Here is a 13,417-nt window from a genome sequence, read left to right on the forward strand (position 1 = left end):
GCTACGGCCGAAGTCAAACTGCATGAGTTGAGTTTTTCCCAAATGCTCGTTCTCAACGGAAAACTAGGCATACGCGCCAGGGCACCGAGCACTTGCACCACACCAACTCATTCGAAATCGGCAGCGGACAACATAGGTAACCTACCTTTAAAAGGGCGCACGGAAGAAACAAGCCACCTAGAAACAAATGCACTCCCTACTCGACCAACTCCAAAGCCTGACTCCCGGCGGTTACACGACCGGCGGACCTCCGGTAGCCGAACCGGTGGCCTGGGCTGCGCTCGCAATCGATCGTTCCGGTTATGACGATGCTGCGGATCGTGCCGCGCAGTGGCTCGTCGAGCGACAGCTTCGCGATGGGTCGGTACCCGCCAGCTCGACGCAAGACGGCCCGTTTTGGACCACCAGCCTCGCTATCCTGGCGTGGCACGAAGTCGATGCGGCGCGTTACGAGCACCAGATTCAGCGCGCTGCCGAGTGGTTGCTGTCGAGCGAAGGCCGCACGATGCCGCGCAACCCGAACATGGGGCACGACACCACCCTCGTGGGTTGGAGTTGGAACCCCGAGACGCACTCGTGGCTCGAACCCACGGCCTTCGCGGTCATGGCGCTACGCGCGGCCGGACACAAAGATCACCCTCGTACGCGCGAAGCGGTGAGATTGCTGGTCGATCGGTTGCTTCCCGAAGGTGGCTGCAACTACGGAAACACGGAAGTACTGGGGCAAATGTTGTTGCCTCACCTGCAACCCAGCGGCGTTGTACTGTGGTCGTTGGCCACGGAGGACATCGACGATCCGCGAGTCGACAAGTCGCTGGACACTATCGAGCAAATGCTTGAAAAACCGACTGGTTGCAGCTCGCTCGCATTCGCGCTACTGGCGCTCAGCGCCTGGAAGCGCACTCCCAAGTACGCCGACGAGTTAATCGCCGAAGCATTAGAGCGCCCGTCCACTTGGCAAAGTCCCTACAAGCTGGCCTTGCTGACGCTGGCGTCCCTGGAATCGAACTCCCCCCGCCAGAGCGAAGTGCTCTCCGTCACTTCCTAAGCGAGGTTATACGTATGGCTCAACCTGACCACAACGCGTCCCCTGAGAACAACGTCGACCGCCGGACCCTGCTCGGCGCCGGGCTGGCGGGGGCGGCTGCGTGCGTCGGCGCGCCGGCGCTGTACCGTTGGATGCACCCGCAGGCCAATGTGTTTGTCGCCCGCAACCAGAAGTACGACGGCTCGCTGGTGGCCACCATTCGCGACGGGCTGACGGCCACCGGCATCGACCCAAAGTGGCTCGCAGGCCGACGCGTGCTGTTGAAACCTAACTTGGTAGAGCCCCGTCGCGATCGCCCGCAGATGACCACCAACCCGGCGATGATCGTGGCGGCGGCCGAAGTGTTTCGCAGTTGGGGTGCTTCGGTCACCGTGGGCGAAGCCCCTGGACACGTCCGCGACACGGAGATGGCGCTCATCGAGTCGGGCGTGGGCGAAGCACTGGCCGATGGCGGACTCGAGTTTGCCGACCTGAACTACCAGGACGTCGCCTGGCGTGCGAACCGCGGCCGGCGAAGTCCTCTGCGCGGATTCTGGTTTCCCAAGAGCGTGGTCGAAGCCGACCTGGTGGTGTCGATGCCCAAACTCAAGACGCATCACTGGGTGGGCATCACGTGCAGCATGAAAAACTTCTACGGCGTGCTGCCCGGCATCAAGTATGGCTGGCCGAAGAACGTACTGCACCACGCCGGCATCCCCCAGACCGTGGTCGACATTAATGCGACGCTGCCCAATACCATCTCGATCGTCGATGGCATCGAGTGCATGGAAGGCGATGGCCCGATCCTCGGCACGTCGAAGCAGATGGGATTGGTGCTCGTGGGCAGCAGCCTGGCATCGGTCGACGCCACGGCGGCGCGCATCATCGGCCTCGATCCGCTGAAGGTCGATTACCTTCGCCTGGCCGTGCGTCGGATGGGTCCTCTGCGAGACGCACAAATCGAGCAACGAGGCGAAGCCTGGCAGGAACTGGCTACGCCGTTCGAGATTCTCGACAAGCCCCATCTGCAACGATTGCGTATCGACGAACTCGGCCCCGCGGTAACCTGAACGCCGCCGTGCGTTTCACACCGCTTCATCGGGTTCGATCTCACCGGGCATCACCTCTCGCGCAAAGCCCATCAGCAGCCAGAACAGTCCGAGAGACAGCAGACCGCCGAAGGCTCCGACGAGAAAGAACGAGTGCCAATCGTACGGCGGAACGGCGCTGCCCGGCGGAGTCAGGTAGCGGGCTTGCATCCAACCAGTCAGCAGCGAACCCACCAAGTGCCCGAGGCCGGTCGTGACCATCGCCAACAGTCCTTGGGCAGCGCTTTGGGTCTGAGGCGTCGCGGCGTGGTCGACGTAAATAAAGCCGGTGATGTAGACAAACACGTAACACACGCCATGCAGCAGGATGCCAACCCACACCAACAGCAGCGGCAAGCCCGAAGCGTCGCCATACGCCAGGCTGACGTACCGCACCGTCCAGGCCATGACGCCGATTACGAACACGCGTTTCGGTCCCCAGCGATACAACAACATCGGCAGGGCCAGCATGCAGAAGATCTCGACAATCTGCCCGCCGGATAATTTGGTGGCCGCGTGAGGAATACCGAGTTGGTTCAGGTAGAGGTTGGCAAACAGATTGTAGAACTGCGCTGGCACGGTTGCGAAGAACGACACCAACAGAAAGCGAACCAACCGCGGTTGGCTGCTTAGCAGTTGGAAACTTCCGTCCAAAAGTCGCCGCCAACTCGACGCCGATCCCAAGGGTGGCGTTTTGGGAAGTGTCAACGAATACACCGCGACGACCAGGTGGGCAATCACGGCGAACCTCATGGGCCAGAGAGAGGTTTCCAAACTCTCGGAACTCTGCTGCCACCACCAAGGCACCACGCTGCCGACGACCCACAGGGCGACAATCCAGCCGACGGTGCCACTGACGCGGATGGCCGGGAAGTACTGCCGCTGCCCGCCCAGATGCCGGAGCGAAATGCTGTAGTTCAGCGTGATCGCAGGCACGCTGAACTGGTAGTAGGCGATCATTACCAACAGAAACCACCATTGACTCTCCGCCGAAACCATCAGCAACAGCAGCCCCGCGCAGGCCAGATTCATCACGGCGATCATTCGCTCGGTGCGAAACCAGCTATCGGCCAGCGCGCCGAACAACAGCGGCGACACCAATGCGCCAATCGCCCCGGCAATGCCGGCGATGCCTACGAACGCCGAATCGAACATGCCCGAGCCGGCCGAGCCCGTGTTTGCACCGATGTAGCTGCTGAGAGTGACGGTCCAAAGTCCTGGCGGAACGAACTGCAGGAACATGACCGTCGACAGCCGAACCAACAACCGGAGATCGACCTGATGCGTGATAGTCGAATCGGTCGCGGCGTCTTGGGTCTGATCGGCGGCCGGCGGCGGGGGAACAGGTTCGCTCACGGCCAGTCAAACTACCAGGCAAGGACCCTACGGTGCCAGAAAAAAAAACACCCGCCGCAGCCAACGGCATGCGGCGGGGTGGTAAGTGGAGGATAGCGGGCTCGAACCGCTGACCTTTTGGCTGCCAGCCAAACGCTCTCCCAACTGAGCTAATCCCCCGGATAATCCGGTCCCCAAAGCTTTGGGGGGCGCCGACGCCCATTCGGATGCCGACCCAGATAAAGTATGTTTACGTGATTACCCTCGATTGTCAACGCCCGCTACGGGCGACCGACAGGCCCTCAACACCCTATTTTTAGCGGATTCAACTCGAATGTCCAAGGCCGCGACAATTCGACACCTGAAGTCCGTCGCCAAGCTGCTGTTGGGGGTGGCCATCGTTGCGTTCTTGTTTTATCAGGCGAAGAGCGGCGAAAATTTTGAAGAGATTGTACACAAACAGAAAAATTGGCGACTTCTGGCCGTTTCCATGGCCTGTGTCGCTGCTGCCGTGCTGTTCGGATTCCTGCGGTGGTATCTGTTAGTGAGGGCGGTAGGGCTGCCGTTCACTTTGCGGGACGCGTTTCGGCTCGGCTCGCTCGGGTTTGCACTGAACTTTGTCGCCCCGGGCGGTGTCGGTGGCGACTTGTTCAAAGTCGTCGCCCTGGCCCGCGAGCACTCGAACCGTAAGAGCGAGGCCATCGCCACGGTGGTGGCCGACCGCATCATGGGGCTCGCGGGGCTGCTGCTGGTCACTTCCGGCGCGCTACTCATCACTCGGTTAGCATGGGAGCCCTCCTCGACGCCCGCCATCAAGACCTTGAGTTACTTTGTGCTTTCGGTCACCGCTGGGTTGTTCGTTGGCCTAGGCCTGCTGATGATTCCAGGACAAATCGGCGAGACGGTCGCCCGCACGCTGGCGAAGGTGCCGATCGTAGGGCACTTCGTCTCCAATCTGTTCAGCGCCTGTCACCTGATTACTCGGCAATCACAATTCCTCTTTCCTGCATTAACACTCAGCGTGGCGGTTCACCTGCTTTTGGTCATGTCGTTTTACTACGTGGCAGAAGCATTGCCGGTCCAGCATCCTTCGCTTGCCATCCACTTCTGCATTGTGCCACTCGCCGAAACCGCAGGTGTCCTGCCCCTAACGCCCGGTGGTTTGGGCACCACCGAGGCCACACTCAGTGCGCTCTACATCGCCGTGGGCGCCGATGGCGACGTTGGCACTTTCGTGGCGTTCGGACAGCGACTGGTTATGCTGTCGGTTGGTGCGTTGGCGATCGTGTACTTCCTGATTCAGCGCAAGAGCGTCGAAGCGGCGCTGCATGAGGCCGAGGAAGAGCTCGACGCGGAAGAACACGGCGCCGGCGAATTCTAGAACGCTCTAAGGCCCCAAGACTGCCTTGCCATTGGCGGTCAAACTGCGCCCTCCCGACTCGAATGCCGGCGCGCCGCTGGTGTCGACGTCGCAGTCGATTAACTTCAGTTCGGCCAACCCCTCGGTGCGGACTTGCACTCGACCGTTGTCGTAAAAGTTACACTGCACCGCCTCGACTCGCGATACACCGCCCACGCTCAATCCCGCTCGACCGTTGGCGCGGCAATCCACGTCGACCAGTTGGCAGTCGCGGACTAGTTCGTGAGCGTTAATGCCGTCCTGCTGGAAGCCTTGTATCACCAGGTTTTCGATCCGCACGTGCCGTACGTCGTACAACGTAACGCCGGTTTGCAGGAGCGTGTGCCGAAGTCCGTAGTTCTCGGGAATCTTGGTCCCTTCGGTACGAAAGAACATTCGCCCGTCCAGCAACGCCCACTCGGTGGGCTGAAGCTGCGACACTTCGTATTTGGAATAGAGCACGGCGCGCGTGAGTGGCTTGCCGTTGCTGAACAGTTGCTGATAAGTGAGCCGGCGTGGGCGGAGGGCAAACACGTTGCCCTCCACGTGCTGCCAGGCGCCGGGCTCGGCGGTGACGGTTCCATCCAAGACGGCCCCGTTGCCCTCGATGACAAACGGCCGGCCCTTGAAACCGCTCTGATGCGGGCCCGAGAGGCTGATCATCTCGCGGTACGGCTCGCCCGTGTTCGCCAGCACAATGCGATCCGCCCGACCGGCGCGGGCGAATGCTGCGCAAAGCGTCCTCACGGGCCCATCGTCCGCTTGCGGCTCGGCCGATAGCCCTGTCGCGCGGTCGCTGCCGAGCAAGTTGTTCACGTAATAGGTTGCGCCGCGTGCCGAACAGGCTACGCTGGTCGCGACCAGCAGCGTCAGTAGACCCAACCGCCTCGCCATGACTTCCTCGTTGCTCGTGCCGAAAGTGCGCACCATGCGCTTATCGAACCTCATCGGCGAGCATCGCTGGCAGGTTGAGCCTAAGATGAAGCCTCAGGTGCTAGCACGGCGGCGTGCCACAACGATTCCAACCACCAGAGTCGCTATCGAACCCAGCAGCGTAGCAGGTTCAGGGACTTGTACCGCCGCCAGCAGGCCATCGACTCCGATTTCGGCACCTAGGTTGTTTCGCCACACGACGTAGTCGGCCGCGTTCACGATGCCATCGCCGTTGCCGTCGGCGGCCAACGAGCTTGAGCTTCCGAACGACTCTCTCCAGACAGCGTAGTCCAACGCGCTGACCACGCGGTCGCCGTTGTAATCGCCGGGCAGAGTCGCATCGGTATCGATGCGGTAGATCTCGCCGTCCCGATCAGCAATGTAGAGGTTCCCATAGAAGTCCTCGCCGAATGTAGTGGGGATACCGATCGAGTTTACGGTTGGTCCGAGCGTCTCCTCAATGTTCAGCACCGTCGCAGCCGGCGAGTCCGGATCGAACGTCCAAATCTGGCGTGGGAAGCTATCGCCGAAGAAGTAGCGTCCATTGACTTCTGGATCAGGACCGCGATACACGTAGCCACCAACCACCGAGTTGCCACCATACAGCCCGATCCCGTTCGATGTGTATTCGTAGATGGGACCGACATGATCAGGTGGCTCGGGACCACCCACGCTACCCGGCGTCTGGATGTTTCCCTCGCGGAGTCGCCAACCGTAGTTCGCGCCGCCGGCGCTGTCCGCTGCCTGGAAGTCGATCTCTTCGCGAGCCCCTTGCCCGACGTCGCCAATCCACAGGTCGCCCGTGAGTCGATCGAAGCTCGCCCGCCATGGATTCCGTAGCCCATACGCCCAAATGTCGTCCAACGTGTCTGGCTCTCCGTCACCCACAAACGGATTGTCGGAGGGCACGGCATAGTTCTCATTGGGATCGGAAGGAAAGTCGTCGTCGCTGATGTCGATGCGCAGCATTTTGCCCAAACGAGTGTTCAAGCTTTGCCCGCGGTTATTCGGATCGTTGCCCGACCCTCCATCCCCGGACGAAATATAGAGCATCCCATCGTTGGGCGAGAAACCCAGCCAACCACCGTTGTGATTGTCGAAGTCTTGTTCAAAGCTCAGGATGGGCACGCGGCTCGCAGAACTCGCGACAAGGTCACCGCCTTGCATTTGAGCGGTGTACTCATCCACTCGGGTTCTATCCAATCCCGGCCCGGGATCATGTGTGTAGTTGACGTAGAACTTGCCGTTGTCTTGAAAGTCGGGATGAAACGCCAGGCCCAACAGGCCCTCCTCATCGGCAGATCGGTCGACGAGCCCGGTGATGTTGAGGAAGGCCGTCGACTGCTTGGCGCCCGTGGTGCGGTCGAAGATGCGAATCGTCCCCGCCTGCTCGACGACGAACATGCGATCCGCATCGCCCGGCGCGTGGCCCACGAAGGTTGGATCGGTGTATCCCGCCACGACGCGAGATAGGCCGGAGATTTCGGCCAACGCAGTTGGCCCCCAAGAAGTCGCAACCGCGATCGTTAGACAAGCCGCATAGCATCGACGCATGGTGTCTCCTCTCCGTTTCTTCTCTGTTCATCGAAAAGCCGCTGTTCCTGCCGCCCTGCACAGTATAACCGCTTAGCAGCCTGGGTGTCGCACGATATAATCGCGTGCGACATGCCGCATAACTCACAACAAATCGCCCGACTCCTGCAGTCGCTGCTCCGGCAGGGCCGTGGCCGGCTGTCTGGCAAGTGGCTGCTCGTATTGTTCGTCGCAGCCGTGGGCTACTTGTTGGCCGAACCCGCCCTCGAAGCGCGGTTGGGCGTCGACCTGCCTGGCGCCCACACCCCGGAGGGGGTGGCTGCCGAGCAACCAGCGACTAAGCCCCAGCCCACCGCCCGCTCCCAATCCAACGCAACCGATCGTTCGCAGGGCGAGTCGCCCGACCTCCAACTCACCGACGTGCTGGAGGAGATCGGCCGCGACACCTATCGGACCGAAGCGGGACTCGTGTTTGGTCGCGGCAGTGTCGATCGAACGCGACTGGCGCACTTGATGACCCACGCCGACGACGAGCCAAACCGGCCGGGTCAGCACGGAGTGTTCGACGAAACCGATCAGGCGCGACTCGTGCAACTGGTCGACCGAGCGTATCAACAGGCGCTCGATGGAGTGAAGTCGACCAAGAAGACCGAGGGCAGACGCGACGTGTACACCATCGACCTCGGCCGCCGCATTGGCTACATCGGCGGCGAGTCCGGCGGCCGGCGCAATCATCCACCCGCCCGACACATCCGCCTGGTGGTCGATGGCAACCGATTCATCACTGCGTTTCCCGTAACGCCCTGAGCAAGTATCGTCTTATGCCTGACCACGACCCGCAGTTCGATTCTTCTCCCAAGTTCTACGTGGGTATCTGCAAACTCTGCGAAACCGGTCCGCTGGGCCTGCGTGTGTGCGGCGACTGCGGTGCGGTGCTGGTGGTATGCGACGAATGCGACGCCGCTTGGGCCGGCGCCGAGACCGACCAACCACCCACCACCACCGGAGTGACCACCCTGCCCTGCCCCCACTGCCACAGCGACTTGTTCGAACCACCCGCCCATTGGGCCGACGCGGATGAGGTAAGAGCCTGTGGTTGGGTCGACGTTGCAGTTCAGCGGGGAGTACTTGAGCTTAAGCAAGACGGAGTTGAACATTAAAGCATCCGTTTTTATTGCAGTGAGCTTGGATGGTTATATTGCAAGGCAAGATGGAGACATCGATTGGCTAGGCGAGCCTGCCGAAGATGGCGAGGACTACGGGTATGGCAGTTTCATGGAGTCGGTGGACTACCTGGTGATGGGGCGCAACACCTACGACAAGGTGCTGACCTTTGGCCAGTGGCCCTACGCTAAACCGGTTGTGGTGTTGACCAACCGGCCGCTCGAGCAGCCCGCTGCTGCAAACGCACAGATTGAGAGCATATCGGGCACGCCCATGGACGTTGTCCAGGAACTTGCAAACCGCGGTGCAAAGCACCTATACGTAGATGGCGGACAGACGATACAGAGTTTCTTGACTGCAAATCTGATTCAGCACATTACCATCAGCACCATCCCCGTGCTGATTGGACAAGGTATACCGCTGTTTGGCGAACTCCAGGGCGACATTCGCCTCCGACACTTACGCACGCGATCTTTTCCCAATAGCACCGTGCAGTCCGAATACGAAGTGATCCCGTAAGCAGCTGTCGGTCCCTCTTCAACTCATCCCCAGGTCCCTGTCGAAACGAGCCTCTGCTCGTACTTCAGACTCCTCGACGCCAAGGTTCCTGGCGACAATTGGTCGCAGTTCCTGGAGAATGGAATCGAAGGACTGCAGCTGCAACTGTCTCGTCGCAACTGTGGTCCCCGCGATTCGCTTGGCAATCGCGCCAAGTGTCTCCCACTTTTCGGGTGGATAGACGCAAAGCCTGGTGGTCGACCAGAGCATAGCAACAATCACCACCCCTGCAACGAGCAGCGTCAGCGGGAGTATTGCCCAGTCAATCCACCCGGCCACATTGACCGCAAGGATAAACACGACGGTGGCGCACACTTGCAACAGTTTCCGCGCAAACTCCGAACGTCGCATGGTTGGAATGGATCCGCCAATCAATTCAGCTAGTCGTCTCCAAAGCTCGCGGCGTTGTGATGGCGCCAACACATCTACAACCCGGGTGCTTGGACGAACTCGCAACTGGCTGTCGGACGCTACTTCGCGGGCAGTGGATCTCAGCAACAGAAACGAACTCAGGATTGGGCAAGTTGCACTTTTGGCCGCGTCGATCCGCGATTGCACGAGCTCAACAAGACTGCCCACCGTATCTACACGCTGGGCCTCGTGATCCTGAATGGAGATCCCAAAGTGATCCTCCACATCCATTACAAGTTCAACGGCGTCGAGTCCCATCTCATGGCCACTCTGGGGATAACTACGACTTGATCGTATCGCGCAGGCCTGCCCTGTACCGACGACATTGGGCAGCCTGCACTTAGCATTCGACAAAAGTGTGTCGTAATGCATGATACAAGTTTCGATTGTAGATTGCTCCCATCTACTTCCAATACCCCCGATCCAGCATCCGGTAATTCACCGCCTCGCTCAAGTGCTCCGGTCGGATTGCTTCGCTGTGCTCCAAGTCGGCGATGGTGCGGGCGACTCGCAGGACCTTGTCGTGGGCGCGGGCGGAGAGGCCGAGTTCGTTGATGCTCTGCCGCAGGAGATTGGTGCACACCTCGTCCAAGGGGCAGCTTTGACGAATCTGGCGCGAAGTCATCTGGGCGTTGGTCCGCGTGGCGGTCTTGGCAAACCGCGCGGTCTGCAGCTCGCGGGCGCTGCTTACTTCGCGCCGCATGTCGGCGCTCGACGTGCCGTCTTGCTTGGAGGTGAGTTCCTTGAACGGAACCGCGGGCACTTCGATGTGCAGATCGACACGATCGAGAAGCGGACCACTGATCTTACCCATGTACCGCTCGATTTGCATGACGCTGCAATGGCATTCGCGGCGGGGATCGTTGCGGAAGCCGCACGGGCAGGGATTGAGCGACGCGATGAGAATGAAATCGGCAGGGAACGTCGTCGACGTTAACGCGCGGCTGATGGTGACCGATCCGTCTTCCAGCGGCTGGCGGAGGACTTCGAGCGTTTGTCGGTTGAACTCGGGCAGTTCGTCGAGGAACAGCACCCTAAAGGGGGCTAAAACGAGTTTGGTTTACAACTGGTCAAAATGGTCGTATTTAGCCTTATACACTTTCCTTTAGGGGCTAAAAATGAAAACCGTCAAAGCTTATTCCTACGTCCGATTCTCCAGCAACGAACAGAAAAAGGGATTATCCAAAACCCGACAAACCGAGGGTGCGGAAACCCTCTGTGAGGAAAACGGGTGGACCCTGGACACAGATTTAACAATTTCTGATCTAGGTAGATCAGCTTTCAGGGGGGACGCTCAAAAGGGGCTACAGGCTTTCTTAGACGCTATCGAATCTGGCCACGTATCAAAAGGCTCGGTTTTGATTGTCGAGCGACTAGACCGCTTATCGAGGGCAGGAATCTATAAAGCACAATCCCTCTTTGGATCGATCCTGGAAGCTGGCGTAAAGATTGCGACCCTAGACCCAAAAAGAATCTACACCAAATCGAGCCTTAACGATTTGGGCGAGTTGCTAGAAGCAACAATGCAATTCTATTTGTATTGGCGAGAATCAGAAACCAAAAGCCAGAGGGCAACTTACAACTGGCAAAAGAAAAGGAAATCAGATCAACCACTGACAACACGCAGACCAGCTTGGATTGATCTAGCTGGTGATGGCACAACTTTTGTTTTGAATGCAAAGAAAGCAGAAGCAATCATTATGATTTTTAGAATGGCAATTCAGGGGCTAGGAGCAAGGCAGATCGTCAAAGAATTGAACACAAATAATATCGAGAACATTGCAAGCACCAGAAAAGGGAGTCAAAAGCATTGGAACAAAAGATACGTTGAAGCAATCCTAGACAATCGTGCAACGTTTGGTGAATTCCAGCCAATGAAGTTTGTTTATGATGACAAAAAGAAACGTGTTGCCGATGGCCCCCCACGAAAAGAGTATTACCCCCCTGCAATCTCAGAAGAAACATTCTTTGAAGCTCAAAAGGCAAAGCAACTGAGAACCAAGAAAGCTGGTAGGCCAAGCTCTATTGATATGGTCAACATCTTTCAGGGGATTTGCTTTGACGTTGCTACAGGCTCAACAATGGTTTTGACGAATAGCTCGGTACAAGACAAGAAAAGGGGCGTAATGAGGCGGCTAGCTTCTTATCACTCTGTTGATGGTGCGGCAAAAACTACTAGCTGGTGTTATCGATCATTTGAAGATTTGTTTTTACGATGTATCAAAGAGCTTGGAGAGCAAGTTGCATTATCAGAACGTAAGACTCCTAACCAGCTACCGAAGCTGGAAGCCAGATTAAGAGAAGTACAGAAACAAATTACCGAAGCTCAAACGGCAACCGAGGGCAAAAACATTTCTGCCCTAGTTGGATTGCTGACAGAGCTTGATAACAAACGAGAAGATTTGGAACGACAAATAGAAAATGAGAAGATCAACCAGTCTGGTAGCTCGGTAGACATTACCGAATTAACAAACGCTGTTTTGTATGAGGGCAAAAGAGATCGTGCAACAATGCTGAAATATAAACAGGCAGTGGCCAGATTGATTGATTCAATTCATGTTTTGATTACGCCAGTTGACGGCAACCGCTTGAAAAAGTTTTTGGTTGCTCAAGTGTTTTTGAAATCTGGTGGAGTCAAAGCAATCTTTTGTGAAACCTACAAAGGGGAACCGATGCTAGAGGGTTTCAGCAACCTGTGCAAAAAGGGCTATCGAACAAAAAGCCAGAAGCCAGAAAAGTACTATCAGCAAGTTGGCTCTAAAGGGATTGCCGATTTGAGAACGTATCCGAGGTAGCTACATAAACTGACAGTCAGTTATATCTATTAGCAGAAGAAACCCCCGCCAACAGGCGGGGGTTTTTTGTTTGCTACTGAATAAATAAAGGCAAAGGAGAGAGATTATGACTTTGCTCGTAACAAACGAGGGTGAAACAGCTTTGCTCGATTTAATGCTGTCATCCGATACCGTCCTAAGACTGTATTACAACGATTACACGCCGCTAGAAACCAGTGTGTACGCAGATTTTGCCGAGTTAAACACTGACGGTTACGCACCAATAACACTAACAGGGGGAGCGTGGGTTGTCGGTTCCGGTACCGCCACGTACAGCGCACAAACGTTTACGATGACTGACGCTGTTGACGCTTTCGGCTATTACGTCACGACTGGCACCACTTGCTTGTGGGCCGAGAGATTTTCTGGCGCTCCGTTCCCAATCCCTGATGGCGGCGGCACAATATCCGTCACCCCCACGATCAGCTTGGATTGAATTCAAAAACCCCCGCCAACAGGCGGGGGTTTTTTGTCGAAACGCACGAATCGGACTCATTCAGTTGGCACGATGCCAAATCTACTTTTCGTTTCGCCGTTTAGCAACTCCAACTCGTGACCTTGCCGTTGTGCCGCCGCCTCTTTGTTGACTGTCAACTGTAACTCTTGGCGGACGCTTTCAATTAACTCAGCCGATATGTCAAAGCCATCGTCAGCAATCATGTATTTCTCTTCTGCTAATCGATTTGCAATCGCATTTGATGCCAAGTCAATTTGCTTTTTCGTTTTTCTTTTTCCGATCATTGTCAGATAACGCTTTGCCCAGTAATTGATAATTACGTCATCGCTGACACGAGCGTAGGCTTTTAGTGTTTTCATATAGTCTCTCCGTTTAAAAGGTGTTTCTCTATATAAGTAACATTTTCCTTTTTTTCTTGGAAAAACAAATTTGCAGCACTATATAAACCTGAACCAATAACCCTTAGGAGAAGAACATGGAAAAGAACGATCCAATCACTGTTAACATTGCTGTTAGGTTGACAGGCGTCTCGGCTGCGAGTTTAAAAAGCTGGTTTCCTAAATTAGGACTAGACCCCAATAAACTTGTTTTTGCAGACATTAAAAAAATTGAAAACAGCACTCAATACAAACTGCTACAGACAAAAAGAGCTGTCAGACTGGCCCTTAAATAACAAAT

15 protein-coding genes, 1 tRNA gene and 1 pseudogene are annotated in these 13,417 nt (G+C 56.9%); 9 read left to right on the plus strand and 8 right to left on the minus strand.

Features of this window, described 5'->3' with window-relative positions:
- Positions 1–187: 187 nt before the first annotated feature.
- Positions 188–1,048: a prenyltransferase/squalene oxidase repeat-containing protein gene (locus ACQK2L_RS24265; RefSeq protein WP_425399631.1), complete on the plus strand. Its 861-nt coding sequence runs from the start codon at positions 188–190 to the stop codon at positions 1,046–1,048.
- A gap of 14 nt (positions 1,049–1,062) precedes the next feature.
- The gene (locus tag ACQK2L_RS24270; protein WP_425399632.1) at positions 1,063–2,097 is read left to right on the plus strand and encodes a DUF362 domain-containing protein; all 1,035 of its coding nucleotides are present in this window, start codon (positions 1,063–1,065) and stop codon (positions 2,095–2,097) included.
- A 15-nt stretch (positions 2,098–2,112) separates the two neighbouring features.
- Here the strand turns inward: ACQK2L_RS24270 and ACQK2L_RS24275 are convergent, their stop codons facing one another.
- Positions 2,113–3,471 (minus strand): MFS transporter, encoded by a 1,359-nt coding sequence (locus tag ACQK2L_RS24275; protein WP_425399633.1) that lies wholly within the window; start codon positions 3,469–3,471, stop codon positions 2,113–2,115.
- A gap of 86 nt (positions 3,472–3,557) precedes the next feature.
- Positions 3,558–3,630: transfer RNA gene (locus ACQK2L_RS24280), tRNA-Ala, on the minus strand.
- A gap of 154 nt (positions 3,631–3,784) precedes the next feature.
- Between ACQK2L_RS24280 and ACQK2L_RS24285 the strand changes: the two genes are divergently transcribed.
- Positions 3,785–4,831, plus strand: coding sequence for a lysylphosphatidylglycerol synthase transmembrane domain-containing protein (locus ACQK2L_RS24285; protein ID WP_425399634.1), 1,047 nt, complete (start codon positions 3,785–3,787; stop codon positions 4,829–4,831).
- Positions 4,832–4,837: 6 nt separating this feature from the next.
- On the opposite strand, the gene ACQK2L_RS24290 is transcribed toward ACQK2L_RS24285, so the two are convergent.
- Together ACQK2L_RS24290 and ACQK2L_RS24295 are read right to left on the minus strand one after the other, a co-directional pair.
- Positions 4,838–5,797 carry a right-handed parallel beta-helix repeat-containing protein gene (locus ACQK2L_RS24290; protein WP_425399635.1) on the minus strand — a complete coding sequence of 320 codons (960 nt, stop codon included), beginning with the start codon at positions 5,795–5,797 and terminating at the stop codon, positions 4,838–4,840.
- Between the two features lie 39 nt (positions 5,798–5,836).
- Positions 5,837–7,336 (minus strand): PQQ-dependent sugar dehydrogenase, encoded by a 1,500-nt coding sequence (locus tag ACQK2L_RS24295; RefSeq protein WP_425399636.1) that lies wholly within the window; start codon positions 7,334–7,336, stop codon positions 5,837–5,839.
- Positions 7,337–7,447: 111 nt separating this feature from the next.
- Between ACQK2L_RS24295 and ACQK2L_RS24300 the strand changes: the two genes are divergently transcribed.
- Genes ACQK2L_RS24300 through ACQK2L_RS24310 form a run of 3 tightly spaced genes read left to right on the plus strand, consistent with a single transcriptional unit; the run spans position 7,448 to position 8,998 of the window.
- Positions 7,448–8,122 carry a hypothetical protein gene (locus tag ACQK2L_RS24300; protein WP_425399637.1) on the plus strand — a complete coding sequence of 225 codons (675 nt, stop codon included), beginning with the start codon at positions 7,448–7,450 and terminating at the stop codon, positions 8,120–8,122.
- A 14-nt stretch (positions 8,123–8,136) separates the two neighbouring features.
- Positions 8,137–8,475 carry a hypothetical protein gene (locus ACQK2L_RS24305; RefSeq protein ID WP_425399638.1) on the plus strand — a complete coding sequence of 113 codons (339 nt, stop codon included), beginning with the start codon at positions 8,137–8,139 and terminating at the stop codon, positions 8,473–8,475.
- Positions 8,465–8,998, plus strand: a complete 534-nt coding sequence (locus tag ACQK2L_RS24310; RefSeq protein ID WP_425399639.1) for a dihydrofolate reductase family protein — start codon at positions 8,465–8,467, stop codon at positions 8,996–8,998. Before ACQK2L_RS24305 ends, ACQK2L_RS24310 begins: the two co-directional genes overlap by 11 nt.
- Positions 8,999–9,016: 18 nt before the next feature.
- Here ACQK2L_RS24310 and ACQK2L_RS24315 read toward each other — a convergent pair whose 3' ends face one another.
- The 3 genes and pseudogenes from ACQK2L_RS24315 to ACQK2L_RS24325 form a co-directional block, all read right to left on the minus strand.
- The gene (locus ACQK2L_RS24315) at positions 9,017–9,706 is read right to left on the minus strand and encodes an acyl carrier protein (protein WP_425399640.1); all 690 of its coding nucleotides are present in this window, start codon (positions 9,704–9,706) and stop codon (positions 9,017–9,019) included.
- A gap of 145 nt (positions 9,707–9,851) precedes the next feature.
- The gene (locus ACQK2L_RS24320) at positions 9,852–10,211 is read right to left on the minus strand and encodes a hypothetical protein (RefSeq protein ID WP_425401125.1); all 360 of its coding nucleotides are present in this window, start codon (positions 10,209–10,211) and stop codon (positions 9,852–9,854) included.
- Positions 10,200–10,484 (minus strand): annotated as a pseudogene (locus ACQK2L_RS24325) (ATP-binding protein); the annotation flags it as partial. The gene ACQK2L_RS24320 and the pseudogene ACQK2L_RS24325, both read right to left, overlap by 12 nt.
- A gap of 82 nt (positions 10,485–10,566) precedes the next feature.
- On the opposite strand from ACQK2L_RS24325, the gene ACQK2L_RS24330 reads away from it, so the two are divergent.
- The gene (locus tag ACQK2L_RS24330; RefSeq protein WP_425399641.1) at positions 10,567–12,243 is read left to right on the plus strand and encodes a recombinase family protein; all 1,677 of its coding nucleotides are present in this window, start codon (positions 10,567–10,569) and stop codon (positions 12,241–12,243) included.
- Positions 12,244–12,349: 106 nt separating this feature from the next.
- On the plus strand, positions 12,350–12,718 hold the full coding sequence (locus tag ACQK2L_RS24335; RefSeq protein WP_425399642.1) for a hypothetical protein: 369 nt from the start codon (positions 12,350–12,352) through the stop codon (positions 12,716–12,718).
- A gap of 56 nt (positions 12,719–12,774) precedes the next feature.
- Here ACQK2L_RS24335 and ACQK2L_RS24340 read toward each other — a convergent pair whose 3' ends face one another.
- The gene (locus ACQK2L_RS24340; RefSeq protein ID WP_425399643.1) at positions 12,775–13,098 is read right to left on the minus strand and encodes a hypothetical protein; all 324 of its coding nucleotides are present in this window, start codon (positions 13,096–13,098) and stop codon (positions 12,775–12,777) included.
- Positions 13,099–13,214: 116 nt separating this feature from the next.
- Between ACQK2L_RS24340 and ACQK2L_RS24345 the strand changes: the two genes are divergently transcribed.
- Positions 13,215–13,412 carry a hypothetical protein gene (locus tag ACQK2L_RS24345; protein ID WP_425399644.1) on the plus strand — a complete coding sequence of 66 codons (198 nt, stop codon included), beginning with the start codon at positions 13,215–13,217 and terminating at the stop codon, positions 13,410–13,412.
- Positions 13,413–13,417: the final 5 nt, after the last annotated feature.

The organism is Aeoliella sp. (assembly GCF_965227375.1).
Taxonomy (GTDB): Bacteria; Planctomycetota; Planctomycetia; order Pirellulales; family Lacipirellulaceae; genus Aeoliella.

What these genes read in the sequence shown, in the direction of transcription:
- ACQK2L_RS24265 (WP_425399631.1), top strand. Translation starts at nt 188, where the DNA reads ATGCACTCCCTACTCGACCAACTCCAAAGCCTGACTCCCGGCGGTTAC.
- ACQK2L_RS24270 (WP_425399632.1), top strand. Translation starts at nt 1,063, where the DNA reads ATGGCTCAACCTGACCACAACGCGTCCCCTGAGAACAACGTCGACCGC.
- ACQK2L_RS24285 (WP_425399634.1), top strand. Translation starts at nt 3,785, where the DNA reads ATGTCCAAGGCCGCGACAATTCGACACCTGAAGTCCGTCGCCAAGCTG.
- ACQK2L_RS24290 (WP_425399635.1), bottom strand. Translation starts at nt 5,797, where the DNA reads ATGAGGTTCGATAAGCGCATGGTGCGCACTTTCGGCACGAGCAACGAG.
- ACQK2L_RS24295 (WP_425399636.1), bottom strand. Translation starts at nt 7,336, where the DNA reads ATGCGTCGATGCTATGCGGCTTGTCTAACGATCGCGGTTGCGACTTCT.
- ACQK2L_RS24300 (WP_425399637.1), top strand. Translation starts at nt 7,448, where the DNA reads ATGCCGCATAACTCACAACAAATCGCCCGACTCCTGCAGTCGCTGCTC.
- ACQK2L_RS24305 (WP_425399638.1), top strand. Translation starts at nt 8,137, where the DNA reads ATGCCTGACCACGACCCGCAGTTCGATTCTTCTCCCAAGTTCTACGTG.
- ACQK2L_RS24315 (WP_425399640.1), bottom strand. Translation starts at nt 9,706, where the DNA reads ATGGGACTCGACGCCGTTGAACTTGTAATGGATGTGGAGGATCACTTT.
- ACQK2L_RS24330 (WP_425399641.1), top strand. Translation starts at nt 10,567, where the DNA reads ATGAAAACCGTCAAAGCTTATTCCTACGTCCGATTCTCCAGCAACGAA.
- ACQK2L_RS24335 (WP_425399642.1), top strand. Translation starts at nt 12,350, where the DNA reads ATGACTTTGCTCGTAACAAACGAGGGTGAAACAGCTTTGCTCGATTTA.
- ACQK2L_RS24340 (WP_425399643.1), bottom strand. Translation starts at nt 13,098, where the DNA reads ATGAAAACACTAAAAGCCTACGCTCGTGTCAGCGATGACGTAATTATC.
- ACQK2L_RS24345 (WP_425399644.1), top strand. Translation starts at nt 13,215, where the DNA reads ATGGAAAAGAACGATCCAATCACTGTTAACATTGCTGTTAGGTTGACA.